Below are 26,566 nucleotides of genomic sequence, written 5' to 3'. Positions count from 1 at the left end.
CCTGCCATAGCGAACAGTATTTCCGCTTTTGTCCGGTTTATCTATACCCCGCCGGCTAATAAGCTGTAAATAGACGTATCAAAAGACCAACCGGAGCGTACCGAGATGAATAACAAAATTGCTTTGATAACCGGCGCCAGTCGCGGACTGGGCAAAAATGCCGCCCTGCACCTGGCGGCAAAGGGCGTGGACATCATCGGCACCTACCACAGCCGGGCCGACGAGGCGCAGGCGCTGGTGGCGCAAATCAAACAGGCCGGCGGCAAGGCGGTCATGCTGCAGCTGGACGTGGGCGACAGCTCCGTTTTCGGCGAGTTCGCGGCCGGGATCGGCCGTATCCTTGCCGGGGAGTTTAAGCGCGACAGTTTTGATTACCTGGTGAACAATGCCGGCATCGGCCTGCATGCCGCCATTGCCGACACGACCGAACAGCAGTTTGATGAGTTGTTCAATATTCACTTAAAAGGACCGTTTTTCCTGACGCAAAAACTGCTGCCGCTGATAGCGGACGGCGGACGCATCCTGAATATCTCCACCGGCCTGACGCGTTTCACCGCCTCGACGGCGGCGGCGGCCTACGCCACGATGAAAGGCGGCCTGGAAGTATTAACCCGCTATCAGGCCAAAGAGTTGGGCGGCAGGGGGATCAGTGTTAATGCACTGGCCCCAGGCGCGATAGAAACGGACTTCGGCGGCGGGATGGTGCGCGATAACCAGCAGGTCAATCAGCTTATCGCCGCCAATACCGCCTTGGGCCGGGCAGGCCTGCCCGACGATATCGGCGGCGCGGTGGCCGCCCTGCTTACCGACGGCACCCATTGGATCACCGGCCAGCGCATCGAGGCCTCCGGCGGCATGTTTATCTGACGCGGCGGGCGGTGATATCCGCCAGCAGCAGGGCGCAGGGCAGCTGGCGCAGTTCCTCCATCACCGGCGCCGGTAGCCCGTTGTCGGTGATAATATCGGTCAACTGCGTCAGCGGCATGGCGCAAAACAGCGAATAAGCGCCGTATTTGCTGCTGTCCGCCAGCAGGATCCGCCGCTTGGCATGGGCGGCCAGATCCAATTTGAGCGCCGATTTATCCTCCGTTGGCGTGGTGATGCCTTTTTCCAGGCTCCAGGAATTACAGCTGATAAACGCCACGTCCGGATAGATTTTCTGCAGCAGCTGGCGGCCGTGGTCGCCGATGCAGGACTGGCTGCTGTCATCGATGCGTCCGCCGGTAATGGTGACTTCGATTTGTTTAAATTCGGATAAAAACAGCGCGATATGCAAATCCGACGTAATGACCCGCAGCGGCAGATGGGTCAAATGGCGCGCCAGTTCCAGCATGGTGGTGCCGGCGTCCAGCACCACGGCGTCGCCGGGGCGCACGCATTGCGCGGCCAGTTCGGCGATGGCCTGTTTTTCCAGCAGGTTGCGCCGCTGTTTTTCGTTGGTGGTCGGCTGCGAGGGAATAAAGCGATTTAGCGTGACGCCGCCGTGGGTACGGCTGATAACGCCTTGCTCATCGAGTTTGATCAGGTCGCGGCGAATGGTCGCGGGGGAGGTGTTTATCGCCTCGACCAGCTGTTCTACGGTGACCAGATTATGGCTTTTAAGGTATTCCATAATCTGGTCTAAACGACTTTGTCCCTTCATAGCGCCCGTTCGTTAGGCCAATTGCATGGCTAATTTTATCGATATCGCCATGCTGTCAGAGTTGGCTTTACCTGTCCAGGCAATATCAAACGCCGTGCCGTGGTCGGCGGAGGTGCGGATAAACGGCAGGCCGGCGGTGATGTTGACTCCATCATAAAAACCCAGTAGTTTCAACGGGATGTGACCCTGATCATGGTACATGGCCACGACGATGTCATATTGCCCTTCGTAGGTTTGCAGGTAAACGGTATCGGGCGGGCAAGCGCCGGTCACATCCAATCCCCTGGCGCGCATCGCCTCGACGGACGGATTGACGATGGTAATCTCTTCATCGCCGAACAGGCCATGTTCACCCGCGTGGGGATTGACCCCGGCCACGGCAATGCGCGGATGGGCGTACCCCACCCGGCGCAGGAAGGTATCCGCCATCTGGATCACCGTCTCCACGCGCTCGCGGCTCAGGGTATCGAGAAATTGCCGCAGGGCGATATGGGTGGAAACATGGATCACCTTTAGCCTGTCCGTATACAGCACCATGGCGTAATCGCGGCTGTGGGTCAGCTTGGCCAGCAGCTCGGTATGGCCCGGGTAAATGTGCCCGGCGGAGTGCAGCGCTTCCTTGTTCAGCGGCGCGGTGGCAATGGCCTGCGCCTCCCCGGCCATCGCCAGTTCGGTGGCGCGTTTTACACAGCGGTACGCAAGATCCCCCGCCTGCGGTTGTACCAGCCCGGCCTTTAAAGCCGCCGGATCCTGCAATGGCTCGTCGATAACGTTAATCACCCCGGGCGCAAACTGCGCATCGGCGGGACGGTCGATGATTTTTAACTCGGCGGGCGGCGTGATGGCGAGCGACAGTATGCGCCTCAGGATTTGCGCGCAGCCCACCACCACCACCGGCGCGCCTGACAATTCGCCGTCAGCTAACGCTTTAATGATGATTTCCGGGCCAATCCCGGCCGGATCGCCCATGGTTACCGCAATAATTTTAGTCACGCAACATCTCCTCAATAAAGCGTATCACTTCTGATAGCGTGGTTTCATCACCGAAACCGCCCGCTTTGGTCATTACCGGAATCGTGCCCGCCGCGCTGTTTAATAACCGTCCATAAGGAACGCAGGCGGCAATTTGCCCGCGCAGCTGGAAACCGGAGGCGCCCAGCGCGCCGGCTACGGCAACGGCGACATCGCCGCCGCTGAGATACAGTCCGCCCACAGGCTGCATGCTGATAATCCGGCGCGTCAGCCGGCCGAGCATCCGGCAAATCTCCTCCCCCAACCGCTGGCGGCTGACGTCATGTTGCTGGCAAAACGCCTCGATATGCTGGCGCTGCGCGGCATCCTGGCAGGTACGCACCACGCAGTGGCGCCCGGTGCCCAGGACGGTGGTAATTTGTCCGGTCCACTGGTGAATAAACGGTGCCTGATCCGGCGCGAATGCCTGCAGGACATCAATATCCACCAGGGTGACGCGCGCATGGGCCACGGCATGGTCGATTTGCCGCTGGGCCGTGGCGCTCATCGAGCCGATAACCGCCAGCAACGGGCGAACCGGCTGATAAGAAAGGCTTTGCGCCAGGGCATCAATCAGTCCGGCCGAGCCTGCCAGCAGGGGACGAAACGGCAGTTGTGCCAGGGCGGCAATGATTGTTTGCAGATCCGCGTCGGTTTCGCTGTCCAGCACGACCATCCGGCAGCCCTGTTGCGCCAGTTCCGCCAACCGGGCCGCCAGCCGATCGCCGCGCACGGCGGCAAGGTCGAGCCCGGCCAGGGGTAAATCGCTCTGCTGTTTGATCCGATCGGCGATGGACGACGTGCCGACCGGGGTTTTGGGATCGCTAGCGAACTCGGTATCGATAAGCGGGATGCCGTTCACATGACAATCGCCGTTGCGGATTACCCGCCCCATGGACGGCGATGCCGCGGCAATGACGGCCAGCGGGGCGCGGCCGGCGGTAAGCGCCGCCTCGATTTCCGACCCCAGGTTGCCGCGCAGGGTGGAATCTATCTTTTTATATAGCCATCCATCGGGGGCAATAGCGCGCCATCGGCACGCCGCCCGGGCCACCCGTTCCGCCGCGAGCGCCGCCGGCAGGGCGCGGCTATCGGTACTGATTGCCCAGGCATCGGCGCCATCGGTATTACCGGGAAAACCGCCGTTGAACAGCACATTGACCCGCGCGCCATACCGGGTCAGCCCGACGCCGGCGTCATTGGCGCCGGTAAAATCATCGGCAATCACCAGAATGTCCGTTTTATGCTGCCTGTCCGGCATAACGCTTCCCCTGATTAAGTCGTCGGTTAGGCACATTCCCGTAAGAAAATCGGTTTCTTACCCGACCCAATGATTATATTTAATCATATATGATTGTTTGTGAGCAAGATCAAATTATTTTTTACGCCCGCCAGCGGGTAACAAGCAGCGAGCATGCTTAGTCAGCCACAATTTATGACTGAAATCACGCAGGTTAGAGCGGTTTTCGTCAGGATAAGGCTACCTCGAAAAGAGCAGTTCAGGCTAAAGCAAAAATCCCCGGCGAAGTGAGTTGGCCGGGGATGAACTTATTGTAGACTGTTATAAAAAACGATAATAATCAGTAAATCAGTTGACCATTCAGATACTTTGCTTCCATCTTCGCTATTAATAGATCTTGGTCCAATAAATTAATTGATATTTTCAACGAGAAATGTGGGTGTTCATCTAAAAAAAGTATTTTATTTTGTGTATAAGCCTTATTGCCATAAAAATATATAATCCATATGAAAATGAAACTAATTTTACCGGACTCATGCATTGATACGGCCGGCACTGCATGATTTTTACGTCAGGTCCTCCAGCAAAGCTTTAGACCTGTTTTTCGATAATCTTTGTCACTCCAATAAGTTAAGAGATCTGCCCAGGGTGAAACCATTCCGCGCGGCGCAATAACTCCGTGAGGAACTTACCGGTGTATTATATACTCCGGTATAATGCCGACTTTTGGTTAATTAAAATATGCCAAAAATCACAGCTGGCTAAATGGAGGTAGAATGAATCATCGAGGAAAAAAAAGGATGGATAGTGATATGGCTAACTTATATATAAGTTAGATAGTTGATATCTACAGATATTATATGCCCGCTTCTTCCTTGCCGAGCGCCTCGAGAAAACGATCCAATATCAGGTTATTGCCCCTTGCTGCCCGGGTAATCAGCGCCAGCGGGGTGGCAAATTGAAGACGTTCAGGGCATAGCGGGCGCAGCATACCCTTGGCCTCCCACTGCCGGGCGTAATGATCGGGCAGGTAGCCGATAAAGCTGCCGGACAGGATTAAAAAAGCGATGCCTTCCCGATCGGAGGCGCTGGCGGCGCCGTGCAGCCGCTGGTAAAGGGTTATGGCGGCGGCGGGCAGGCGGTAGGTTGGCACGATGGCGTCCTCGCCCGCCAGCAGGTTGTCGCTGATATCCATGTCGGGCAGGCTGAACAGCCGGTGCTCCCGGCTGCAATAGAGAAAGGAATTTTCCTGGTATAGCGGCAGGTAGTCCAGGCCGGACAGCGAGGCGATGGCGGGGATCGCCCCGGCATGCAGCCGGCCGTCGAGGACGCCGCGCTCAATTTCGGCCGGGGTGGTCATGCCCAGGTTGATACGCACGCCGGCGCTGTGATCGCGCAGCAGCTTAAGCGCGCGGGTGATACGCATGCGCGGCAGCGTGACCAGGTTATTGATAATGCCGATATTCAGGTCGCCGCGCAGCTGTTGATGCAGCTGGTTTACGTCGGCGCGGAAGATTTCTATGGCCGCCAGCGCCTTCTGCGCCGCCTGCAACACCTCCCGCCCTTCGGCGGTCAGGGCAAAGCCGGCCCGGCCCCGTTGGCATAAGCGCATGCCCAGCCGTTTTTCCAGGTCGTTCATATGCTGGCTGATGGCGGAGCGGGTGATGCCCAGCACGCCCTCGGCGGCGGTAAAACCGCCGCATTCCACCACGGTGATATACAGTCGCAGCAGGCGCAGATCAAAATCGCTCACCTGCTGCAGGGGATTGCGTTGGGCCATAGGTGAGTAATATCTAATCTAATGAAAAGAAATTTAAGCTTTAACTCACCTATGTTTTTCCTGCAAGCTGAATTTTCATCCGATCGTTGCAGGAGCTTTACATGAGCACGTTGCCGCCAGACCAGGACTATGACACCGCCAAGCTGAATTTGCCGGCGCACTGGATGCCGTTTACCGCCAACCGGCAGTTTCAGCGTGACCCGCGCATGATCGTCGCCGCCGAGGGCAACTGGCTGACCGATGACCGGGGCCGGCGCATTTTCGACAGCCTGTCCGGCCTGTGGACCTGCGGGGCGGGGCACTGCCGTTTGGAAATACAGCAGGCGGTGGCGCGCCAGCTGGGCCGGCTGGACTACTCGCCGGCGTTTCAGTACGGTCAGCCGCTGTCCTTTATCCTGGCGGAAAAAATTGCCGCCCTGATGCCGGGCAGCCTGGATCATGTCTTTTTCACCAACTCCGGGTCCGAATGCGCCGATACGGCGGTGAAAATGGCCCGCGCCTACTGGCGCCTGAAGGGGCAGCCGGCCAAGACCCGGCTGATTGGCCGCGCGCGCGGCTACCACGGCGTAAATATCGGCGGCACCAGCGTGGGCGGTATCGGCGGCAACCGTAAAATGTTCGGGCATCTGCTGGAGGCCAGCCATCTGCCGCATACCCTGCAAACCGGCCTGCCGTTTACCCGAGGCCAGGCGGCCGGCGGCGGCGTGGCGTTGGCGGATGAGTTACTGCGGCAGATTGAGCTGTACGACGCGTCCAATATCGCGGCGGTAATGGTGGAACCCATGTCCGGGTCCGCCGGGGTTATCGTGCCGCCGGAGGGTTACCTGCAGCGGTTGCGCGCCATTTGCGATGCCCACGATATCCTGCTGATTTTTGACGAAGTGATCACCGGCTTCGGCCGCCTGGGCCGATATAGCGGCGCGGAGTATTTCGGCGTCACGCCGGATCTGATGAATATCGCCAAACAGGTGACCAACGGCGCTGTCCCCATGGGCGCGGTGGTGGCAGGCAAAGAGATCTACGACACCTTTATGCGCCAGGATACGCCGGAGTACGCGGTGGAGTTTTTGCACGGCTATACCTATTCGGCGCATCCGGTGGCCTGCGCGGCCGGGTTGGCCACGCTGGAACTGCTGGCGCGCGAGGATCTGGTGGAGCAGTCCGCCGAACTGGCGCCGCACTTCGAGCGCGCCATCCACGGGCTGACGGGGGCGCGGAACGTGGTGGATATCCGCAACTGCGGCCTGGCCGGGGCCATCCAATTGGCGCCCAGGGACGGCAATGGGACCATCCGGCCGATGGACGCCGGCCTGGCCTTGTGGAAAGCCGGTTTTTATGTGCGTTTTGGCGGCGATACCCTGCAGTTCGGCCCCACCTTCAACACCACGCCGGCGGAGCTGGATCGGCTGTTTGACGCGGTGGGCGAGGCGGTAAACCAGGTTCAGTAAGCTCCGGCGGACCAGGGGGTATCGACGACGTCCCGCGGTGCCTCCGGCGGGCGGGTATAGCCTGAAGGTAGTACTGTGAACAGGATCCGCTTAAGCCAGATGGCATGCCATCTGTCGGCCCGAGGGTGTGGCGCGCCTGCTGGTCAACGGCCACGGCGGCGATATTGCCGGCGCAGAATATCGTCAGCGAATGGATGGTGGCCAATCCTGAGGTGATGGTGCAGTTGCATAACTGGTGGTGCGCGCCCGGGACCTGGGAAAAGGTGCGGCAAACCGACCCGGTGGCCTCCCATGCCTCCTGGATGGAGAATTTCCCCTGGACCCGACTACCGGGCGTCACTCAGCCTGACCGGCAAAAACCGATGCTTGACCTGGTCGGCTTTCGCAAGCTGAATCCGGCCAAGGCCCGCGCCATGCTGGGCGACGGCAACTACGGCGGTTATTACCAGCGCGCCGACGAGGAGATGCTGGCCATCTAGCGGGTGGGCGTCGAGAAAACCCGGCGCGTGATGGAACTGCTCTGATCGCCGCGCGGGCAATGTTCAGCCCGGAGCTCCGTTAATGCTTAGCCCTGCCGTTCCCGATGACGTACTTTGCGCTCGTCCGCGACCAACAGCGGACAGCTCGGGCAATACTCCAGGCCGCTGAGCTTATAGCGCAGGCAACACAGGCGGCGGATGATTTTTGGGCCGACATCGTGCCCGACCAAACGTACCGGCTGATATAACCGGTTGGGCGTGCCGTCCGCCAGGGTCTTGGTGTCGAGAAACGCCCTGGCTTCGCCAGTGTCGGCGCCTTGTTCTCCCGCCATGCCGATGCCGTGGGCAACACGGATGGCGGCGTTATTCCAGAACAGGCCCGGTTTAATCCCGGACAAATGGGCAAAGGCCACGCACACCGGCAGCAAATGCGTGTCCACCAGTTGGCGGAACAATGCGAAGGTATCGCCCGGCGCCGCTATTTTGCTTCCCCGATCGGCCAGGATAAATTTTTCCGGCACGGCGGATTCCGACTGGGTAAGCCTGATATCGCGCGGATCCACCGGCAGTCGCCAGCCGTGCAGCAGCGCGATCCGGGTCCAGGGCGCCACCAGCAGGGCAAAGTACCACTGCGACCACATGGAGATTACCGCCGCCCGGTCTCCCCCCTCGTTCAGGCGCAGGAAGGGTTCGATTACCACCAGCGCCGTTTCCGGCATGCACAAATCCGCCGCACAAAACGCCACGCCGCCGCGGGGGACGGAGAATAAAAAACTGCCGGCAATATCGTCGGCGCATTCGGCAGTGGGTAACGCTGCGGCAGGCATCATACGCTTCCTGTAACGATCAAATCATTGATTAAAAACCAGGGAAAGAGCCTGGAGCAGGCGGGCGGCTTGCGGTCTCTCTCCGAATGCGCATAATAGGCGATCAAAATCATAATGATAACTATTTATATTTAAAATTTATGCAAACTCATGATGCTTATCGCCGACGTCTTTTACAGGCGATGGCCGTGTTGCCGTGGTGGCTTTCCCAGCGCGCCGCTGCTGCTCTCGTGCCGGATGCGGCGCGGGTCATCGCGCTGGAATGGCGGCCGGCGGAGCTGTTGCTGGCCCTTGGCGTGACCCCGCTCGCCATCGCCGATGTGCCGAATTATCGCCGTTGGGTGGTGGCGCCGGCGCTGCCGCCGTCGGTGCTGGATCTGGGCTTGCGCAACGAACCCAATATGGAGGCCATGCAGCGCCTGCGTCCGTCGCTGATCCTGCTCTCCGACGGCTTTGGCCCGGCGCCTGACAGCGTGGCGCCTATCGCGCCCACCATGACCTTCCGTTTTAGCAGGCAGGGCGATCGGCCGTTGGCCGTGGCCCGGCAGGATATAACCTCCCTGGCCGGGCGCCTGGGGCTGCCGGGCCGGGCAGCGCTGCATTTTGCCGCTATCGAGCGTCAGTTGGACCACACCCGGCAGCGGCTGGCGTCGCTGGCGTCTCCCCTTCCTCCGGTATTGCTGTTTTCCTTTATCGACAGCCGCCGCATTATGGTCATCGGCCAAAACAGCCTGTTCCAGGATGTGCTTGATCGGGTCGGCGTGGTGAACGCCTGGGACGGCGATGAAAATATCTGGGGCAGCGCTACGGTCGGCCTTGAACGTCTGGGGCAATTCCGGGGCGTCAGGGCGATATGTTTTCACCGTGGCGAACAGGACCCGCTCGCGGAAGTGGCCGGGTCCACGCTGTGGCGGACGCTCCCTTTTGTGCGGGAGCGGCAGCTGAGGGTCATGCCCGCGGTATGGTTTTTTGGCGCCACTATTGCCGCAATGCGCTTTAGCCAGGTACTTGAGCAGGCCATGGGGCCGCGGGCATGAGCAAACGCATTTCCCCCCTATCCGCCGGGCTGGTCTTGCTGCTGGCGCTGGCCGGGCTGGCGCTGATGGTGCTGAACTTAACCCATCAGCTCCCAACCGGTTTATGGTGGCGGGCGGCCGGTCATCCCGATACCGGCAGTATCGATCAAATGCTGTTTCACTACAGCCTGCTGCCGCGCACGGCGCTGTCGCTGCTGGTGGGCGCCGGGCTGGGCCTGGTGGGGGTGGTGTTCCAGCAGATCCTGCGTAATCCGCTGGCCGAACCCACCACGCTCGGGGTGTCGGCGGGCGCGCAGCTGGGGCTGACGGTGGCGACCCTCTGGGCGCTGCCCGGCGGCGAGGCGACCCGCCAGCTGGCTACGATTATCGGCGCACTGGCGGTGGGTGGGCTGGTGTTCGGCGTCTCCTGGGGACGCCGGCTGTCGCCGGTGACGCTGATCCTCGCCGGACTGGTGCTGGGGCTTTACTGCGGGGCGGCCAAAAGCCTGCTGGCGCTGCTCAACTATGAGCGGCTGCAAACGATTTATCTGTGGAGCAGCGGCATGCTGAACCAGCAGGACTGGGGAATGGTGCAATTCCTGCTGCCCCGGCTGGCGATCGGCCTGCTGCTGATATTGCTGATGCTGCGGCCGTTGATGCTGATGGGGCTGGATGACGGCGTGGCGCGTAACCTGGGCCTGGGACTTGGCGCCGCGCGCGTCGGCGGGTTAGGCGTGGCGATAGTGCTGAGCGCTTTCCTGGTCAACGCCGCCGGCATCATCGGTTTTATCGGCCTGTTTGCGCCGCTGCTGGCGCGGGTGCTGGGCGCGCGGCGCCTGCTGCCCCGGCTAGGGTTATCCTGCCTGCTGGGCGCGTTGCTGTTGCTGCTCAGCGATCAGCTGATGATCCTGCTGGCCCGGCTGTGGCGGGAAATCCCCACCGGCGCCGCCACCGCGTTAATCGGCGCGCCGCTGCTGCTGTGGCTGCTGCCCAAACTACGGGATACCCGGGTTTCGGCGACCGATTACGCCCAGACGCTCAGGCCGGAGCGGCGGCTGACGCCGTCCGGCGTGCTGGCGGGGCTGGCGCTGCTGGCGCTGGTGGCCGTCGTGGCGCTGACCCTGGGACGCGATAGCCACGGCTGGTATTGGTCGGCGCAGGAGATGTGGCGCTGGCGCTGGCCGCGGGTGCTGGCGGCCGGCGCGGCGGGCGCCATGCTGGCGGCGGCCGGTACCCTGATCCAGAAAATGACCGGCAATCCGATGGCCAGTCCGGAAGTACTGGGCATCAGCTCCGGCGCGGCCTTTGGCGTGGTGTTATTGCTGCTGCTGGCGCCGGATGACGCGTTTGCGTGGCTGCTGCCGGCCGGTAGCCTGGGCGCGGCCCTGACCCTGCTGCTGATTATGCTGCTGGCGCAGCGCGGCGGCTTTTCCAGCGGGCGTTTGCTGCTGGTGGGCATTGCGCTGAGCACGCTGTTCACCACCTTGCTGACCCTGCTGCTGGTCAGCGGCGATCCGCGCATGTCATCGGTGCTGACCTGGTTATCCGGCTCCACTTACAAGGTCAGCGGCGCCCAGGCGCTGCGCACCGCCGCCATCGCCGTTATCCTGCTGGCGACGACGCCCCTGCTGCGCCGCTGGCTGGCGCTGTTGCCGCTCGGCGGCGCCACCGCGCGCGCGGCCGGCGTGGCGCTAAAACCGGCGCGCATGGCCATTTTATTGCTCGCCGCCGGGTTAATCGCCACCGCCACCCTCAACGTCGGTCCGCTGAGTTTTGTCGGGCTGATGGCGCCGCATATGGCCCGGTTGACCGGCTTTCGCCGCCCGTTGCCGCAAATGCTGGCAGCCTGCCTGCTGGGCGGCGCGCTGATGATGCTCGCCGATTGGTGCGGCCGGTTTATCATTTTCCCCTATCAAATACCCGCCGGGCTATTGGCCACCTTCTTTGGCGCCCCGTATTTTATTTACCTGCTGCGTCGCCAGGCCGGCTGATTGCGGTTGTCAGGAGATATAAGGGTAGCCGGGTACCCTGATTGGCGAATGGGTCTGTTTACCCGTCGGCGGGAGCGTCAGGTCGGCTTACCGCGGCTGTTTCCCCGCAAACTGCGGGGAAACAGCTAGGGACACCAGTAAAAGCATTAAGTTTCTTAATCTGAAACAATGGAATTAATAATTCCCTAAATATTCTCTTGCAAAAATCACGCGCTCTTGCATAATCCTGAACTCTCATAAGAATCATTCTCATTTTTATTCAATGAAGGTTTTCTGCACATGCGTACTGCCGATTTTTCTCCCCTGGGGCGAATCACGCCCTCTCCACGCCTGCTGGCAGTAATTATCGGCGCGTGCTGCGGCGCGATGGCCTTATCCGCCAATGCCGCCACCGCGACATCCGGCACCGTTACGCCCGCCGCCACGCCAACTGCTGCCAAAGCAGCGGCGGGCAAGGGCGATACCATCACGGTGGTGGCTGCGCCGGAAACCAACTTCCGGGCGGGCGGCGATCGGCTGGTGCCGGCGTATATGGACGGCCAAATCGCCAACGGCGGTCGGGTAGGCTTTTTAGGGCAGCAGGATGCCAATAACGTTCCCTTCAGCGTCGTCGGATTCACGTCAAAACTGATCCAGGATCAGCAGGCGCGCACGCTGGCGGATGTGTTGAATAACGATGCTTCGGTACAAAGTGGCTACGGTTACGGCAACTATGCTGAAACCTTTGTCGTCCGCGGCTTTTCCCTTAATGGCGATGATATCTCCTACGGTGGTCTGTACGGCATATTGCCCCGCCAGCAGTTGCCCACCGAATTTGCCGAACGTATCGAACTGTTAAAAGGTTCCAGCGCGTTTCTTAATGGCGTGCCGCCCGGCGGCACCGGCGTCGGCGGCACGGTGAACGTCGAGCCCAAACGCGCCGGCGACGAACCGCTTAACCGCGTTACCCTGGACTATACCTCCAAGTCGCAGGTGGGCGGCGCGTTTGATATCGCCCGCCGTTATGGCGACAACAACCAGTTTGGCGTGCGGGTTAACGGGGCGCATCGCGAAGGCGGCACCGCCATCGATGATGAAAGACGTCGCCTGACCATGGGTTCTATAGGCCTGGATTACCGTGGCGATCGTTTCCGCACCTCTTTGGATTTCGGCATGAGCAAACAGACCGTGCACGGCGGCCGGCCGGTGGTTTATCTCGGCGGCGCCACTGAAATACCGGAAGTCCCCTCCGCCACCGGCAACTATGGCCAGAAATGGGCCTATACCGATACGGAAAATGAGTTCGGCATGCTGCGCGGCGAATATGACCTGACCGATTCCTGGACAGCGTACGGGGCGGTGGGCGCCAACCATACCCATGAGTACGGCAAGTACTCATCGCCAACGCTAAGCGACGACGACGGCAATGTCACCATGAGCCGGATGACGGTGCCGTATTTTTCCGACAGCATTTCCAGCCAGGCGGGCGTTCGCGGCAAATTTGATACCGGCTTCGTGAAGCATAACGTCAATGTCGGTTTCTCCACCCTGAACCGCAAGGTGAGCACCGCCTACACCATGACCGCCGCCTCGGTCAGCGAGAATATCTATGATCCGGTAAACGTCGGCGAGCCGATGACCGATCTCTATACCGGCGGCAGCATGGGCGATCCGGGCGTCACCAATCGGGTACGCAATAACGGTATCGCGATAGCCGACACCATGTCGGTACTGGATGATAAAGTACAGTTGACCGCCGGCGCCCGGCGCCAGAACGTGGTGGTAAGCAATTATGATTACACCGGAGCGGAAAGCACCTCGTTCGACGAGACCAAGGTAACCCCGGCCTTCGGCCTGGTGGTTAAACCCTGGGATCATATCTCGCTGTACGCCAACCATATCGAAGCACTGCAGGCCGGCGAAACCGCGGGCACGTCATATAATGGCGTTTTGGTGACCAACGGTGGACAGGTTTCCGGCATCCAGACCTCCAAGCAAAACGAAGTGGGGATCAAGGCGGACTATGGCCGCGTTGCCGGCTCCATTGCGTTGTTTGAAATAAAGAAACCCATTGGTGTCTACACCCAAAGCGGCGTCGACAGCTACGTATTCAGCAATGGCGGCGAGGTGCGTAACCGCGGCCTGGAGCTGAATGCCTTTGGCGAACCGCTGTACGGCGTGCGTTTAAACGGCAGCATGACCTGGATGGACCCGGAAATGACCAAGACCCAGGACGGCGCTTATGACGGTAATAACGCTATCGGCATTCCGCGCTACCAGATGGTGGTCGGCGGCGAGTGGGATATCCCCGGCCTGACCGGCATTACCGCCACCAGCAAGGTAATTCATACCGGTTCGCAATATGCCGACTCCGCCAACGATCTGAAGGTGGACAGCTGGACCCGGCTGGACCTGGGCATGCGCTACAATATGAACCTGCCGAAAAACAATATTATCTGGCGTGCCGGCGTTGAGAACGTCGCCAACGAGAAATATTGGGCTTCCGCCACCGGCGGTTACCTGACCCAGGGCGAGCCGCGCCAGGCGAAAGTGTCCATGACGGTCGATTTCTGATAAGACGTCGGCATAAACAAACCGCACCGGTCCCGGCCCGTGCGGTTTTTTTTATTGAAAGACCGGGGCGCATGTGGCATAGCGACGCGATCGATGTTGTGGCCGGGTGGGGTACGGTACATATTAAACAGCGCGCCGGGAGTGGTTTATCCGGCCTGACGGCTCGCCGGTGGTCTACAGTAATAACAGGAATTTCCCTGAAGGAGCGCGCGATGTTAACCGTCCACCATCTGAACAAATCACGTTCACACCGTATTCTGTGGCTGTTTGAAGAGCTTGGCCTGTCTTACGACGTTATTTATTACCAGCGGGAAAAAACCATGCTGGCGCCGGAATCATTAAAGAAAATCCATCCGCTGGGCAAGTCGCCCATTATCACCGACGGCGCGCTAACGCTGGCGGAGTCGGGGGCCATTATCGATTATGCGGAGGATCGCTATGACAGCGCGCATCTGCTTTCGCCGCGGGACAGCCACGGTGATGACTGGGTGCGGTATCGTTACTGGCTGCACTACGCCGAGGGGTCGTTAATGCCGTTGCTGGTGATGAAGCTGATTTTCGGCATGCTGGGCAAACCGCCGGTGCCGCTGCTGGTGCGGCCCATCGGGGCGGCGATGGGGAGGGGGGTCGCGCAGAAATATCTGGATCCGCAGTTGCTCAACCATGGCCGGTATCTGGAAAACCATCTGGGCCAGCATCCCTGGTTCGCGGGCGAAAGGTTCAGCGCGGCGGATATCCAGATGAGTTTTCCGCTGGAGGGTATGGCGTCGCGCGTCGGCATCGAGGGTTATCCGGCGATACGGGCCTATCTTGACAAACTGCAACAGCGTCCGGCTTATCAACGGGCAAAAATTCGCGAACAGCAACCCTCGCCGGCGCCGGTACCCAATCCAAATCAATAATTTGTCAGCTAGTGGAATTTTCGGTTGAAATCCCCCCGCCTAGGGCAGGATAATCCCCGCCCTCGCACGGTCATATCATCAGGGTCGCTACGGCGCGTGGTGACGATAAGAGCATAACTCCAGGGGATTTTTTATGTCCAGTTCCATCCATCCGGCGAACGAAAACGTCCGGCCGCGCTCCTGGCTTGATGCCTGGTTTAACATTTCCGCGCGGGGCAGCAGCGTGCGCCAGGAATTATTAGCCGGCCTGACGACCTTTTTGGCCATGGTCTACTCGGTGATCGTGGTACCCGGCATGTTGGGCAAGTCGGGGTTTCCCCCGGCGGCGGTATTTGTCGCCACCTGCCTGGTGGCGGCGTTCGGATCGCTCTTGATGGGGCTGTGGGCCAACCTGCCGATGGCTATCGGCTGCGCCATTTCCCTCACTGCCTTTACCGCCTTCAGCCTGGTGCTGGGCCAGCATATCAGCGTGCCGGTGGCGTTGGGCGCGGTATTCCTGATGGGGGTGGCGTTTACGCTGATTTCCGCCACCGGCATCCGTTCGTGGATCCTGCATAACCTGCCCATGGGCGTGGCCCACGGCACCGGTATCGGTATCGGCCTGTTTTTGCTGATCATCGCCGCCAACGGCGTCGGGCTGGTGGTCAAAAACCCAATCGAGGGCCTGCCGGTGGCATTGGGCGACTTCGCCTCTTTCCCTGCGATGATGTCGCTGGTGGGTCTGGCGGCTATTTTCGGCCTGGAAAAACGCAAGGTGCCGGGCGGCATCCTGCTGGTGATCGTCGCCATCTCATTGCTGGGCCTGATGTTTGATCCCCAGGTCAGCTATCGCGGGCTGTTTGCCCTGCCGACCCTGTCCGACGCCGGGGGCCATTCGCTGATTTTTAACCTGGATATCGCAGGCGCATTGCAGCCGGCGGTATTGCCCAGCGTGCTGGCGCTGGTGATGACGGCGGTGTTCGACGCCACCGGCACCATTCGCGCGGTGGCCGGGCAGGCCAACCTGCTGGATAAGGACGGACAGATTATCAACGGCGGCCGGGCGCTGACGGCGGATTCCCTGAGCAGCATTTTTTCGTCGCTGGTGGGCGCGTCGCCCGCCGCGGTGTATATCGAATCCGCCGCCGGGACCGCCGCCGGCGGCAAGACCGGCCTGACCGCGACCGTCGTCGGCCTGCTGTTCCTGGTTATCCTGTTTTTATCGCCGTTGTCCTATCTGGTGCCGGGTTATGCCACCGCGCCCGCGCTGATGTATGTCGGCCTGCTGATGCTCGGCAACGTCGCCAAACTGGATTTCAGTGATTTTGTCGATGCCATGTCCGGGCTGCTGTGCGCCACCTTTATCGTGCTCACCTGCAATATCGTCACCGGCATCATGCTGGGTTTCGGCGCATTGGTTATCGGCCGGGTTTTTGCCGGCGAGTGGCGCAAGCTTAACGCCGGCACGGTGGTTATCGCCGTGGCGCTGGTGACTTTTTATGCCGGCGGCTGGGCCATCTGACGCGCCACTCCATCATGATGCGCTGATCCGGCTTCGCGCGTTTTATCACGCTGACCCGGCGCGGTCCGCCGCTGCGCCGGCGGGCAGACCTCGCCTTGTCCTGCCGTTCGCCCAGGCCGTACCGGCTTCCTCAACCGGCGCGGCTTTTTCTGGTCTTCCCCCGCCGGCATTTCGCCCGCCGGCATAAAAAAAAGCCGCCCATGGCCGATAACCGGTTTTTAACTTTTGCCAAAATGATCTACTATCAAAACTCGCGTTTTAGGCCAGGACCCTCCCGGGCCGGACGGTAAACGTTGCCAGAGGGACAGACTAAGGTACGCATGGAAATCTTTTTTACAATTCTGATCCTCACCTTGATTGTCTCCCTGTCGGGCGTGATCACGCGCATTCTCCCGTTTCAAATCCCCTTGCCGTTAATGCAGATTGCGCTGGGCGCGCTGCTGGCCTGGCCGCAGTTCGGCCTGCATGTGGATTTTAATCCGGAGCTGTTCCTGGTGCTGTTTATCCCGCCGCTGCTGTTCGCCGACGGCTGGAAAACCCCGGCGCGGGAGTTTCTGCGCCACGGCGGCGAAATCGTGGCGCTGGCCCTGGTGCTGGTGCTGATTACCGTGGTCGGGGTCGGATACCTGATTTACTGGATGGTGCCAGGCATCCCGCTGGTGGCCGCGCTGGCGCTGGCGGCGGTGCTGTCGCCCACCGATGCGGTGGCGCTCTCCGGCATCGTCGGCGAAGGGCGCATCCCGAAAAAGCTGATGGATATCCTGCAGGGCGAGGCGCTGATGAACGACGCGTCGGGCCTGGTTTCGTTGAAGTTCGCCATTGCCGTGGCCATGGGCACCATGGTGTTTACCGTGGGCGGCGCGTCGCTGGAGTTTGTGAAAGTGGCGGCCGGCGGTTTGCTGGCCGGGGTGGCGGTGACCTGGGCCTACAGTAAATCATTGCGCCTGATTAACCGCTGGAGCGGCGACGATCCGGCCACCCAGACCGTGCTGCTGCTGCTATTGCCCTTCGCCTCCTATCTGATTGCCGAACATCTCGGCGTGTCCGGCATCCTGGCGGCGGTGGCCTCCGGCATGACCATCGGCCAGTCCGGCATCATCCGCAACGCGCCGCTGGCCATGCGATTGCGCGCCAACAGCGTCTGGGCGATGCTGGAGTTCGTGTTTAACGGCATCGTGTTTATCATGCTGGGCCTGCAGTTCCCGGAAATCCTGGCCACCTCCATCACCCAGGCCGAGCTGGACCCGACCATTGAAACCTGGATGCTGTTCACTGATATCGTGGTGATCTACGCGGCGCTGATGCTATTGCGTTTTTGCTGGCTGCTGCTGATGAAAAAATTCAGCCAGCGGTTTTTGAAAAAACGGCCGATGGTATTCGGCGACTACAGTATGCGTGAAATCCTTATCGCCTCCTTTGCCGGGGTGCGCGGCGCGATAACCCTGGCCGGCGTGCTCTCCATCCCGCTGTTGCTGAGCGACGGCTCCGCGTTTCCTTCGCGCTACCAACTGGTGTTTATCGCCGCCGGGGTGATCCTGTTTTCGCTGATCTGCGGGGTGATTGCGCTGCCGCTGCTGCTGCGCGGCATCGTGGTGTCGGATAAGGCGTTGCATCGCAAGGAAGAGCGCACGGCGCGCGCCGCCGCCGCCGAAGTGGCTATTGAAAGCCTGCGTAAAATGCAGGAGCGGCTGGTTAACGATCGGGAGGAGAATATCGACAGCCAGTTGCTCAACGAGGTCGGCGCGCGGGTGGTGGGCAACCTGCGCCGGCGGATCGACGGCAAGAGCGACCAGGGCGACGCGCTGTTGGCGGAAAACCTGGAGCGGCGCATGCGCCTGAACGCGCTGCGCGCCGAGCGGGGCGAGTATTATCATCTGCGCGCCCAGCAGAAAATCAGCAATGAAACCCTGATGAAACTGCTGCACGATCTGGATTTGCTCGAGGCGCTGCTGGTCGAGCATGAGTAGCGGTTTGGTTTCCCCCGGGGCGCTGCCGGCCGGACGGGAATTGCCTCTGCGGCAGCCCGAGACGAGGCCGGTCTGGCGCGCGGCGCTGCGAATTTTGCCGCGCTGGACCGGAGGGCGGCATTAACCTGTGTTAACGCGCCACCGGCGGCCTCGGCTGCGGCCAGTGCCGGCGACAGGCGGTTATCCAGGCTTGGGCGCCGTGCGACAGATAGCTGTCCCGGCGCCAGATAAGCCCCAGTTGCCACATCATCAACGGCGCCACCGGCAGCGACAGCAGCCGGGTTTTATCCAGCCGCCGGCAGATAGGCTCGGGCAGGATGGCGATGCCGATGCCCGCCTCCACCATGGCCGCCAGGAAATCCCATTGCCCGCTGCGTACCGCAATTTGCGGATTAATGCCTTCGGCCTGGAAGGCGGTGATTAACTGCCGGTACAGCGCAAAGTCTTCGTTATAAATCAATATCGGCCAGTCGCCCAGCTCGATGAAAGGCACCGTGTCGCGCTCAAGCCACGGCGCGGCGCGCGGCACTACCGCGCACAGCGGATGGCTAAACACCGGCAGTACGGTCAGGGCGTCCTGGGTATCGGCCGTCAGGGCGGTCAGCGCCAGATCCAGCTCGCCGGACAGCACCGCCTGCTGCACCGTTAACCCGCCGAATTCGGCGATCTGCAGTTCTATGCCCGGATACTTGCGGCGAAAATCCCGGATCAGGTCGGCCATCTGCGTGCCGACCATAGGCGGAATGCCCAGCCGCAGGCGGCCTTTTTTCAGCGAGCCGATATCCTCCAGCTCCGCCTCCAGCTGGCGGAATTGATCCAGGATGCCGAGCCCGCGGCTATAGACCGCCTGGCCGCTGTCGGTCAGGCGCAGTTGGCGGCCTTCGCGGATCAGCAAGGTGCAGTCCAGTTCTTCTTCCAGGTGCTTCAGCATCTTGCTGATGGTGGGCTGGGTAACGAATAACGTCTGCGCCGCCCGGGTAAAGCTTTGCTGCCTGACCACTTCCACAAAATACCGCAGGGTACGTATGTCCATTACTATTCCGATTGGTAATGATACTCATGATATTAATTCATTTTATGCAGGTTTTCCCGCCCGCCTATAATGCTTCTTCTTTATCGCTAAAAGGACCTGATCATGCTGTTGCCGGGGCGTATCAACATGCCGCTGCGCGTACTGCAATGTCAACTGCTATTGCAGGTGGGGCTATATGTCGGCCTGTTCCTGATTGCCCAACAATTGGTCGCGCGTTTTCATCTGCCGCTGCCCGCCAATGTGGTGGGCATGTTTATGCTGCTGGCGTTGATTTTATCGGGCGTTGTGCAGTTAAACTGGGTGGCGGAAGGCGCGCGCTGGCTGCTGGCGGAGATGCTGCTGTTTTTTGTGCCCGCGGTGGTGGCGGTAATCAACTACACCCAACTGCTGATGGTGGACGGCTGGCGTATTTTTGTGGTGATTGCCGTCAGCACCGTCTTGGTCTTGGGCATAACGGGCATGGTGGTCGACCGGGTTTATCGTTTCGAGCAGTGGCTCACGCGCAGGAAAACCCATCATGATTGATCTTATCCTGGGCATTGTCTGTCTGTTTGTGACGCTGGTCTTGTATTTTGCCAATAAAAACCTGTATCGCCATTATCATCATCTGCTGCTGATGCCGCTGATTTTTACCCCGGCGGTGCTGGTGGCATTGCTGGCGGTGACCCATGTTTCCTATCAGCACTATCTGGTGGAGACCCATTGGCTGCTTTGGCTGCTGGGGCCGGCTACCATCGCGTTTGCGGTGCCGGTGTACGAGAACCTGTCGATTATCCGCCAGCACTGGCTGTCGCTCGGCGCCGGTGTCATCACCGCCACCCTGGTGGCGGTGATCAGTTCGGTGTGGCTGGCGCGCCTGCTGGCATTGCCGGAGGTGATTCAGCGCAGCCTGGCGGTGCGCTCGATTACCACGCCGTTCGCGCTTGAGGCGGCCAGGCAGATGGGCGGCCAGCCGGATCTGGTGGCGCTGTTCGTGGTCATTACCGGCGTGTTCGGCATGGCGATTGGCGATATTGTTTTCCTGCGCCTGTCGGTGACGGGCAAGATGGCCAAAGGCGCCGGGCTGGGCGCGTCATCACACGGCGCGGGCACCGCGCGCGCTTATGAGATGGGCCGGGAGGAGGGCGTGGTCTCAAGCCTGGTGATGATGCTGGCGGGAGTGGTCACGGTACTGGTGGCGCCGCTGATTGGCCACCTGATGTGGTAAAAAAAAGGCGCCTGGGGCGCCTTGGTTTTTTCCCGCAGGCCAGTCAGGCCTTTTTGAAGCTTGCCGGAGCGGGCGCTTGCGCGCTGACGGCGGCGGGTTCATGCACGCCGGTCTGCGAGCGGATAAACTGGGCAAAGAACAGGGCGCGCTCTTTGGTCGCCTGTGCCGAGGTATCGGTAATGGAAAATAGCCAGATACCGATAAACGCCACCAGCATCGAGAATAGCGCCGGGTATTCATAAGGATAAATCGGCGTGGCATGGCCCAGCACTTTTACCCAAACGGTCGGCCCCAGGATCATCAGCGCCACGGCGGTAATCAGCCCCAGCCAGCCGCCCACCATCGCGCCGCGCGTGGTCAGCTTCGACCAGTACATCGACAGCAGGATTATAGGGAAGTTACAGCTGGCGGCGATGGAGAAGGCCAGCCCCACCATAAAGGCGATATTCTGGTTCTCGAACAAAATCCCCAGGCCGATGGCGACGACGCCCAGGATCAGCACGGTGATTTTTGATACCCGCAGCTCATCGCGCTCGGTGGCCTTGCCCTTCTTGATGACGCTGGCATAAAGATCGTGGGAGACCGCCGACGCCCCGGCCAGGGTCAGGCCGGCCACTACCGCCAGGATAGTGGCGAAAGCCACCGCCGAGATAAAGCCCAGGAAGAAATTGCCGCCCACCGCGTTCGCCAAATGGATCGCCGCCATATTGGCGCCGCCTATCAGCGCGCCGGTACTGTCCTTGAACACCGGATTGGCGCCGACCAGCAGGATGGCGCCGAAACCGATGATAAAGGTCAAAAAGTAGAAATAACCCATAAAGCCGGTGGCGTACAGCACGCTCTTGCGCGCTTCCTTGGCGTCGCTGACGGTAAAAAAACGCATCAGGATATGCGGCAGCCCGGCGGTGCCGAACATCAGCGCCAATCCCAGCGACAGCGCCGAGACCGGATCCGAGACCAGCCCGCCCGGGCGCATGATTGCCGCGCCTTTGCCGTGTACTTTCATCGCCTCGGAAAACAGCGTATCAAAACTGAAATTAACGGTTTTCATCACCATCAGCGCGATAAACGTGGCTCCCGCCAGCAGCAGCACCGCCTTGATGATCTGCACCCAGGTGGTGGCCAGCATGCCGCCGAACAGCACATACATCACCATCAGGATGCCGACCAGCACTACCGCCACATGGTAATTCAGGCCGAACAGCAGTTGGATAAGCTTGCCCGCGCCCACCATCTGGGCAATCAGGTACAGCGCCACCACCACCAGCGAGCCGCAGGCGGACAGGGTGCGGATCGGCATTTGCTTCAGGCGGAAGGACGCCACGTCGGCAAAGGTATAGCGCCCGAGATTGCGCAGCCGCTCGGCGATTAAAAACAGGATAATCGGCCAGCCGACCAGGAAACCAAGCGAATAAATCAGGCCGTCATAACCCGAGGTATACACCAGCGCGGAAATACCCAAAAACGAGGCCGCCGACATATAGTCGCCGGAGATGGCCAGCCCGTTCTGCAGTCCGGTAATTTTTCCCCCGGCGGTATAATAGTCCTTACGCGAGCGGGTTCTTTTTGCCGCCCAATAGGTGATATATAACGTCAGGGCGACAAACAGCACGAACAGGATGATGGCCTGGATGTTAAGCGGCTGTTTATCCCCCGGCGCCGCCTGCGCCAGCAGAGGAAAGGCGCACAGCAAGCCCGCCGGGAACCTGAAGGATTTAGACATTATGCCGTACCTCGCGCAGGAGCTGTTGGGTTAAGCGTTCAAATTCACCGTTGGCGCGGACCACGTACACCGCCGTCAGGACAAAAGAGAGAACGATAATGCCGACGCCGATGGGGATACCGCGGGTAATGCTGGTGCCTGCATGGATCGGCGTGCCCAGCCAGTCCGGCGCAAAGGCAATCAGCATGATAAAACCGTAGTAGACCACCAACATAATCAGCGAGAGAAGCACGGCGAAACGCTGGCGTTTTTGCACCAATTCCTTGAAATGCGGATTAATCGCTATCCTTTGATAAATGGTGTCATTCATCAGGGACTCTCCAGTAGGGTCAGAGGTAAAGGTCGGAAAGCGCCGTCCGGGGACGGCGAGGTTTTTTATGAAGGCATGTTCATGGATTGTTTTTCTTCTAGCAGCTTTTCAACCACGCCGGGATCGGCCAGGGTCGAGGTATCGCCCAAATTACCGGTATCGCCGGCGGCAATTTTGCGCAAAATGCGCCGCATAATTTTGCCGGAGCGGGTTTTGGGCAATGAGTCGGTCCAGTGCAGGATATCCGGCGTGGCAATGGAACCTATTTCCTTGCGCACCCAGCCGCGCACTTCGTTATACAGTTCAGCGGTGGGCATTTCGCCGTGGTTAAGGGTGATATAGGCATAGATAGCCTGGCCTTTGATGGCGTGGGGGATGCCGACCACCGCCGCCTCGGCGATTTTCGGATGGGAGACCAGCGCCGATTCGATTTCGGCGGTGCCGAGGCGATGGCCGGACACGTTCAGCACATCGTCCACCCGTCCGGTAATCCAAAAATAGCCGTCGTCGTCGCGTCTGGCGCCGTCGCCGCTGAAGTACATGCCTTTAAAGGTTGAGAAATAGGTTTGCTCGAACCGGTCGTGATCGCCATACAGGGTGCGCGCCTGCCCCGGCCAGGAGTCGGTGATCACCAGGTTTCCCTCGCCCGTGCCTTCCTGGATAACGCCGCCGTTATCCACCAGGGCCGGCTGTACGCCAAAGAACGGCAGGGTGGCGGAACCGGCCTTTAGCGGCACGGCTCCCGGCAGCGGCGTGATCATAAAACCGCCGGTTTCGGTTTGCCACCAGGTATCCATGATCGGGCAGGCGGCGTTGCCTATTTTATGGTAATACCACTCCCAGGCTTCCGGATTGATCGGTTCGCCCACCGACCCCATGATGCGCAGGGATTTACGGCTGGTACCTTCAATCGCCTTATCGCCCTCGGCCATCAGCGCGCGGATGGCGGTCGGCGCGGTATACAGGATATTGACCTGGTGCCTATCCACCACCTGGGCCATACGCCGGGCGTCCGGCCAGTTCGGCACCCCTTCGAACATCAGGGTAATGGCGCCGCAGGCCAGCGGGCCGTAGAGCAAATAGCTGTGGCCGGTCACCCAGCCCACGTCGGCGGTGCACCAGTAAATATCGCCGGGATGATAGTCAAAGACGTATTTGAAGGTTATGGCGGCATACACCAGGTAACCGCCGCTGGTGTGCAGCACGCCCTTCGGTTTGCCGGTCGAACCGGAGGTATAAAGGATAAACAGCGGGTCTTCGGCGTTCATCGCCGCGGGCGGGCATGCGTCCGCGGCGGCGGCGACCGCGTCATGCCACCACAGGTCGCGCCCGTCGGTCCAGTCGATTTCCTTACCGGTGCGTTTAAATACGATCACCCGCTCGATGGTTTTCACCGCCGGGTTTTTCAGCGCGTCGTCGATATTCTTTTTCAGCGGTATTTTACGGCCGGCGCGGATGCCCTCGTCGGCGGTGACCACCATTTTGGCGCTGGAATCGACAATACGTCCGGCAATCGCCTCCGGGGAAAACCCGCCGAAGATCACCGAGTGTATCGCCCCGATGCGGGCGCAGGCCAGCATGGCCACCGCCGCTTCCGGCACCATGGGCATATAGATAGCCACTACATCCCCTTTGGCGACGCCCTGCTCTTTAAGCAGGTTGGCAAAGCGGCACACCGCGTGATACAGCTGCCGGTAGGTCAGGGTCTGGCTTTCGCGGGCGTCGTCGCCTTCCCAGATAATGGCGGTCTGATCGCCGCGTTCCGCCAGGTGCCGGTCCAGGCAATTGGCGGATACGTTGAGCGTTCCGTCTTCAAACCAGCGAATTCGCACGTGACCGGGGTCGAAAGAGGTATTTTTCACCCTTTGGTATGGCGTGATCCAATCGATAATCTTTCCCTGTTCACCCCAAAAGGCCTCGGGATCGGCCACAGACAGTTGATAAAGCTGCCGATATTGCTCTTCTGATAACAGGGCGCGTTGTGCAATAGCCTCAGGAATCGGGTAAGTATGCGGATGGCTCATGGTTTCCTCCTTGTATTTGTTAATACTATGTCAAGCGCTAGTTAATTAAACCAGTCATGAGGGCTTTGTTTCCTTTTTGCGCGTTAGATCACGCATCAATAATGAGGTTTTGCTAGAACGTGCAAAAATCTGCAATCGGTGAAACTTTTTTAACGATCGATAGGGGCATATTTATCATACATAAGCTGTTTTTTTGCGTGAGTTTTTGTGGTTGATAAAAGCCGCAAAACAAAAAAATACCGGCTGAAAAGGAGAGGGGTTAATGCGAGTATAGTGATTTAATTAACTAAATTTATCCTTTTATTACAGGTAATTATTATTCATATTTTCCAAAATTCAACAAAAGTAAGATAAATCACCGCCAAGACCATATAAATCAGTGCTTGCATTGAGGCTTTTCAAGATGGTACAGAGTGACGTTCTTTTTTTTATGCTGTCTGTAGACAGGCGCCGCCGCATCCGATAGCCGGATGTAAAAAAGCACAAACGATGACGTATATGGATCGCTATTGGCCACGACGGGATCACTTCGGGAAAATATTAATGTTATGATAAAGTTAAAAATTAGTCTTGCCTGGCAAATTCTGTTGGCCCTAATCCTGGGTATTGGCGTCGGGGCGATATTGCATAACCAGCCGGAGGCCAAGGTGTGGCTTACCGGTAATATTCTCTCGCCGGCGGGCGATATTTTTATCCGCCTGATCAAGATGATCGTGGTGCCGATTGTGATTTCCACGCTGATCGTAGGCATTGCCGGCGTCGGCGACGCTAAAAAACTCGGGCGCCTGGGCTTGAAGACCATTGTTTATTTCGAAATCATCACCACTCTGGCCATTATCCTGGGCATTACGCTCGCCAACGTGTTCCAGCCGGGGCATGGCATCGATATGTCGACGCTGGCGGCGGTGGATATTTCCCAGTATGAAAAAACCACCGAGCAGGTGCAAAGCGGTAGCCACAGCCTGGCGGGCACGCTGCTGTCCCTGATCCCGCCGAATATTTTTGCCGCCATGGCGCGCGGCGACATGTTGCCGATTATTTTCTTCTCCGTATTGTTTGGCTTGGGCCTGGCGGCTTTGCCCGCCGAGACCAAGACGCCGCTGCTCAATGTGTTTAAAGCGGTGGCCGAGACCATGTTCAAGGTGACGCATATGATCATGCGTTACGCCCCAATCGGGGTGTTCGCGCTGATAGCTGTGACCGTGGCCAACTTCGGCTTCGCCTCGCTGGTGCCGCTGGCCAAGCTGGTGCTGCTGGTCTATGCCGCAATCCTGTTTTTTGCCCTGGTGGTGCTGGGGCTGGTGGCGCGTTTATGCCATTTGCGCATTTGGATGCTGATCCTCATCCTCAAGGAGGAGCTGATCCTGGCCTACTCGACCGCCAGTTCGGAAAGCGTGCTGCCGCGTATTATCGAGAAGATGGAAGCCTATGGCGCGCCCCAGGCCATCACCAGCTTTGTGGTGCCGACCGGCTATTCCTTTAACCTGGACGGCTCCACGCTCTACCAAAGCATTGCGGCCATTTTTATCGCCCAGCTGTACGGTATCGAGTTGTCCATCGGCCAGGAAATCGTGCTGGTGCTGACCCTGATGGTGACCTCCAAGGGGATTGCCGGCGTGCCGGGGGTGTCGTTTGTGGTGTTGCTGGCGACGCTTGGCGGCGTGGGCATCCCGCTGGAAGGGCTGGCGTTTATCGCCGGTGTCGATCGGATCCTGGATATGGCCCGCACCGCACTGAACGTAGTGGGCAACGCGCTGGCGGTGCTGGTGATTGCCAAGTGGGAAAACCAGTTCGATAGCGATAAGGCCCTGGCGTATGAAAAGCAGATGCTGGAGCTTAAGGCGTCGGCTGCGACGCCGTTCTGAAGACGGCCGGCACTCCCTTGAACACGCCGGGGTTAATCCGGTGTTAG

General features: G+C 59.7%; 22 protein-coding genes. 12 read left to right on the top strand and 10 right to left on the bottom strand.

Annotated features, from left to right (window positions below):
- The first annotated feature begins 105 nt into the window (after positions 1-105).
- A complete protein-coding gene (locus tag GRH90_RS20570; RefSeq protein WP_162367840.1) occupies positions 106-867 on the top strand; it encodes an SDR family NAD(P)-dependent oxidoreductase in 762 nt (253 codons plus the stop codon).
- On the opposite strand, the gene GRH90_RS20565 is transcribed toward GRH90_RS20570, so the two are convergent.
- The 5 genes from GRH90_RS20565 to GRH90_RS20545 form a co-directional block, all read right to left on the bottom strand.
- Positions 860-1,642, bottom strand: coding sequence for a DeoR/GlpR family DNA-binding transcription regulator (locus GRH90_RS20565; RefSeq protein ID WP_162367839.1), 783 nt, complete (start codon positions 1,640-1,642; stop codon positions 860-862). The genes GRH90_RS20570 and GRH90_RS20565 overlap by 8 nt on opposite strands.
- Positions 1,643-1,654: 12 nt before the next feature.
- On the bottom strand, positions 1,655-2,635 hold the full coding sequence (locus tag GRH90_RS20560; protein WP_162367838.1) for a D-threonate 4-phosphate dehydrogenase: 981 nt from the start codon (positions 2,633-2,635) through the stop codon (positions 1,655-1,657).
- Entirely contained in the window at positions 2,628-3,914 is a 1,287-nt protein-coding gene (dtnK, locus tag GRH90_RS20555; protein ID WP_162367837.1) for a D-threonate kinase, read from the bottom strand. Before dtnK ends, GRH90_RS20560 begins: the two co-directional genes overlap by 8 nt.
- Positions 3,915-4,233: 319 nt before the next feature.
- A complete protein-coding gene (locus tag GRH90_RS26730) occupies positions 4,234-4,449 on the bottom strand; it encodes a hypothetical protein (protein WP_512698840.1) in 216 nt (71 codons plus the stop codon).
- A gap of 300 nt (positions 4,450-4,749) precedes the next feature.
- On the bottom strand, positions 4,750-5,673 hold the full coding sequence (locus GRH90_RS20545; RefSeq protein WP_162367835.1) for a LysR family transcriptional regulator: 924 nt from the start codon (positions 5,671-5,673) through the stop codon (positions 4,750-4,752).
- 101 nt (positions 5,674-5,774) lie between these two features.
- Here GRH90_RS20545 and aptA point away from each other — a divergent pair, with 101 nt between their 5' ends.
- Both aptA and GRH90_RS20535 read left to right on the top strand, forming a co-directional pair.
- A complete protein-coding gene (aptA, locus tag GRH90_RS20540; protein WP_162367834.1) occupies positions 5,775-7,121 on the top strand; it encodes an omega-aminotransferase AptA in 1,347 nt (448 codons plus the stop codon).
- Between the two features lie 104 nt (positions 7,122-7,225).
- Positions 7,226-7,600, top strand: a complete 375-nt coding sequence (locus tag GRH90_RS20535; protein ID WP_246236183.1) for a hypothetical protein — start codon at positions 7,226-7,228, stop codon at positions 7,598-7,600.
- An 86-nt stretch (positions 7,601-7,686) separates the two neighbouring features.
- On the opposite strand, the gene fhuF is transcribed toward GRH90_RS20535, so the two are convergent.
- A complete protein-coding gene (gene fhuF / locus GRH90_RS20530; protein WP_162367833.1) occupies positions 7,687-8,430 on the bottom strand; it encodes a siderophore-iron reductase FhuF in 744 nt (247 codons plus the stop codon).
- A gap of 137 nt (positions 8,431-8,567) precedes the next feature.
- Between fhuF and fhuD the strand changes: the two genes are divergently transcribed.
- The 6 genes from fhuD (at position 8,568) to GRH90_RS20500 (ending at position 18,357) form a co-directional block, all read left to right on the top strand.
- The gene (gene fhuD / locus GRH90_RS20525) at positions 8,568-9,464 is read left to right on the top strand and encodes a Fe(3+)-hydroxamate ABC transporter substrate-binding protein FhuD (protein ID WP_162367832.1); all 897 of its coding nucleotides are present in this window, start codon (positions 8,568-8,570) and stop codon (positions 9,462-9,464) included.
- A complete protein-coding gene (gene fhuB / locus GRH90_RS20520) occupies positions 9,461-11,434 on the top strand; it encodes a Fe(3+)-hydroxamate ABC transporter permease FhuB (protein WP_162367831.1) in 1,974 nt (657 codons plus the stop codon). The genes fhuD and fhuB overlap by 4 nt, the downstream gene beginning before the upstream one ends.
- A 279-nt stretch (positions 11,435-11,713) precedes the next feature.
- Complete coding sequence (locus GRH90_RS20515; protein WP_162367830.1) at positions 11,714-13,987, top strand: TonB-dependent receptor; 2,274 nt, start codon at positions 11,714-11,716, stop codon at positions 13,985-13,987.
- 212 nt (positions 13,988-14,199) lie between these two features.
- Positions 14,200-14,889, top strand: coding sequence for a glutathione S-transferase (locus GRH90_RS20510; protein WP_162367829.1), 690 nt, complete (start codon positions 14,200-14,202; stop codon positions 14,887-14,889).
- Positions 14,890-15,022: 133 nt separating this feature from the next.
- A complete protein-coding gene (locus tag GRH90_RS20505) occupies positions 15,023-16,390 on the top strand; it encodes an NCS2 family permease (protein ID WP_162367828.1) in 1,368 nt (455 codons plus the stop codon).
- A gap of 320 nt (positions 16,391-16,710) precedes the next feature.
- A complete protein-coding gene (locus tag GRH90_RS20500; RefSeq protein WP_162367827.1) occupies positions 16,711-18,357 on the top strand; it encodes a Na+/H+ antiporter in 1,647 nt (548 codons plus the stop codon).
- A 130-nt stretch (positions 18,358-18,487) separates the two neighbouring features.
- Here the strand turns inward: GRH90_RS20500 and GRH90_RS20495 are convergent, their stop codons facing one another.
- Positions 18,488-19,390, bottom strand: coding sequence for a LysR family transcriptional regulator (locus GRH90_RS20495; RefSeq protein ID WP_162367826.1), 903 nt, complete (start codon positions 19,388-19,390; stop codon positions 18,488-18,490).
- A 102-nt stretch (positions 19,391-19,492) separates the two neighbouring features.
- Between GRH90_RS20495 and GRH90_RS20490 the strand changes: the two genes are divergently transcribed.
- Together GRH90_RS20490 and GRH90_RS20485 are read left to right on the top strand one after the other, a co-directional pair.
- Positions 19,493-19,915, top strand: a complete 423-nt coding sequence (locus GRH90_RS20490) for a CidA/LrgA family protein (protein WP_162367825.1) — start codon at positions 19,493-19,495, stop codon at positions 19,913-19,915.
- On the top strand, positions 19,908-20,597 hold the full coding sequence (locus GRH90_RS20485; RefSeq protein WP_162367824.1) for an LrgB family protein: 690 nt from the start codon (positions 19,908-19,910) through the stop codon (positions 20,595-20,597). The genes GRH90_RS20490 and GRH90_RS20485 overlap by 8 nt, the downstream gene beginning before the upstream one ends.
- A gap of 43 nt (positions 20,598-20,640) precedes the next feature.
- Here GRH90_RS20485 and GRH90_RS20480 read toward each other — a convergent pair whose 3' ends face one another.
- From GRH90_RS20480 to acs, 3 genes are all read right to left on the bottom strand, one after another.
- Positions 20,641-22,320, bottom strand: a complete 1,680-nt coding sequence (locus GRH90_RS20480; RefSeq protein WP_162367823.1) for a cation acetate symporter — start codon at positions 22,318-22,320, stop codon at positions 20,641-20,643.
- The gene (locus tag GRH90_RS20475; RefSeq protein ID WP_162367822.1) at positions 22,313-22,630 is read right to left on the bottom strand and encodes a DUF485 domain-containing protein; all 318 of its coding nucleotides are present in this window, start codon (positions 22,628-22,630) and stop codon (positions 22,313-22,315) included. Before GRH90_RS20475 ends, GRH90_RS20480 begins: the two co-directional genes overlap by 8 nt.
- A 65-nt stretch (positions 22,631-22,695) precedes the next feature.
- The gene (gene acs / locus GRH90_RS20470; RefSeq protein ID WP_162367821.1) at positions 22,696-24,654 is read right to left on the bottom strand and encodes an acetate--CoA ligase; all 1,959 of its coding nucleotides are present in this window, start codon (positions 24,652-24,654) and stop codon (positions 22,696-22,698) included.
- A gap of 548 nt (positions 24,655-25,202) precedes the next feature.
- Between acs and gltP the strand changes: the two genes are divergently transcribed.
- Entirely contained in the window at positions 25,203-26,519 is a 1,317-nt protein-coding gene (gene gltP / locus GRH90_RS20465) for a glutamate/aspartate:proton symporter GltP (protein ID WP_162367820.1), read from the top strand.
- Positions 26,520-26,566: the final 47 nt, after the last annotated feature.

Source organism: Acerihabitans arboris (assembly GCF_010131535.1).
GTDB lineage: Bacteria > Pseudomonadota > Gammaproteobacteria > Enterobacterales > Enterobacteriaceae > Acerihabitans > Acerihabitans arboris.
This window is presented reverse-complemented; position numbering and strand designations above follow the sequence as displayed.

Excerpts from the sequence above, each read along its gene's own strand:
- GRH90_RS20490 (WP_162367825.1), top strand. The coding sequence starts at position 19,493 with ATGCTGTTGCCGGGGCGTATCAACATGCCGCTGCGCGTACTGCAATGT.
- GRH90_RS20570 (WP_162367840.1), top strand. The coding sequence starts at position 106 with ATGAATAACAAAATTGCTTTGATAACCGGCGCCAGTCGCGGACTGGGC.
- GRH90_RS20515 (WP_162367830.1), top strand. The coding sequence starts at position 11,714 with ATGCGTACTGCCGATTTTTCTCCCCTGGGGCGAATCACGCCCTCTCCA.
- GRH90_RS20505 (WP_162367828.1), top strand. The coding sequence starts at position 15,023 with ATGTCCAGTTCCATCCATCCGGCGAACGAAAACGTCCGGCCGCGCTCC.
- GRH90_RS20475 (WP_162367822.1), bottom strand. The coding sequence starts at position 22,630 with ATGAATGACACCATTTATCAAAGGATAGCGATTAATCCGCATTTCAAG.
- GRH90_RS20495 (WP_162367826.1), bottom strand. The coding sequence starts at position 19,390 with ATGGACATACGTACCCTGCGGTATTTTGTGGAAGTGGTCAGGCAGCAA.
- fhuD (WP_162367832.1), top strand. The coding sequence starts at position 8,568 with ATGCAAACTCATGATGCTTATCGCCGACGTCTTTTACAGGCGATGGCC.
- aptA (WP_162367834.1), top strand. The coding sequence starts at position 5,775 with ATGAGCACGTTGCCGCCAGACCAGGACTATGACACCGCCAAGCTGAAT.
- GRH90_RS20510 (WP_162367829.1), top strand. The coding sequence starts at position 14,200 with ATGTTAACCGTCCACCATCTGAACAAATCACGTTCACACCGTATTCTG.
- acs (WP_162367821.1), bottom strand. The coding sequence starts at position 24,654 with ATGAGCCATCCGCATACTTACCCGATTCCTGAGGCTATTGCACAACGC.
- fhuB (WP_162367831.1), top strand. The coding sequence starts at position 9,461 with ATGAGCAAACGCATTTCCCCCCTATCCGCCGGGCTGGTCTTGCTGCTG.
- fhuF (WP_162367833.1), bottom strand. The coding sequence starts at position 8,430 with ATGATGCCTGCCGCAGCGTTACCCACTGCCGAATGCGCCGACGATATT.
- GRH90_RS20535 (WP_246236183.1), top strand. The coding sequence starts at position 7,226 with ATGCCATCTGTCGGCCCGAGGGTGTGGCGCGCCTGCTGGTCAACGGCC.
- dtnK (WP_162367837.1), bottom strand. The coding sequence starts at position 3,914 with ATGCCGGACAGGCAGCATAAAACGGACATTCTGGTGATTGCCGATGAT.
- gltP (WP_162367820.1), top strand. The coding sequence starts at position 25,203 with ATGATAAAGTTAAAAATTAGTCTTGCCTGGCAAATTCTGTTGGCCCTA.
- GRH90_RS20485 (WP_162367824.1), top strand. The coding sequence starts at position 19,908 with ATGATTGATCTTATCCTGGGCATTGTCTGTCTGTTTGTGACGCTGGTC.
- GRH90_RS20565 (WP_162367839.1), bottom strand. The coding sequence starts at position 1,642 with ATGAAGGGACAAAGTCGTTTAGACCAGATTATGGAATACCTTAAAAGC.
- GRH90_RS20480 (WP_162367823.1), bottom strand. The coding sequence starts at position 22,320 with ATGTCTAAATCCTTCAGGTTCCCGGCGGGCTTGCTGTGCGCCTTTCCT.
- GRH90_RS20545 (WP_162367835.1), bottom strand. The coding sequence starts at position 5,673 with ATGGCCCAACGCAATCCCCTGCAGCAGGTGAGCGATTTTGATCTGCGC.
- GRH90_RS20500 (WP_162367827.1), top strand. The coding sequence starts at position 16,711 with ATGGAAATCTTTTTTACAATTCTGATCCTCACCTTGATTGTCTCCCTG.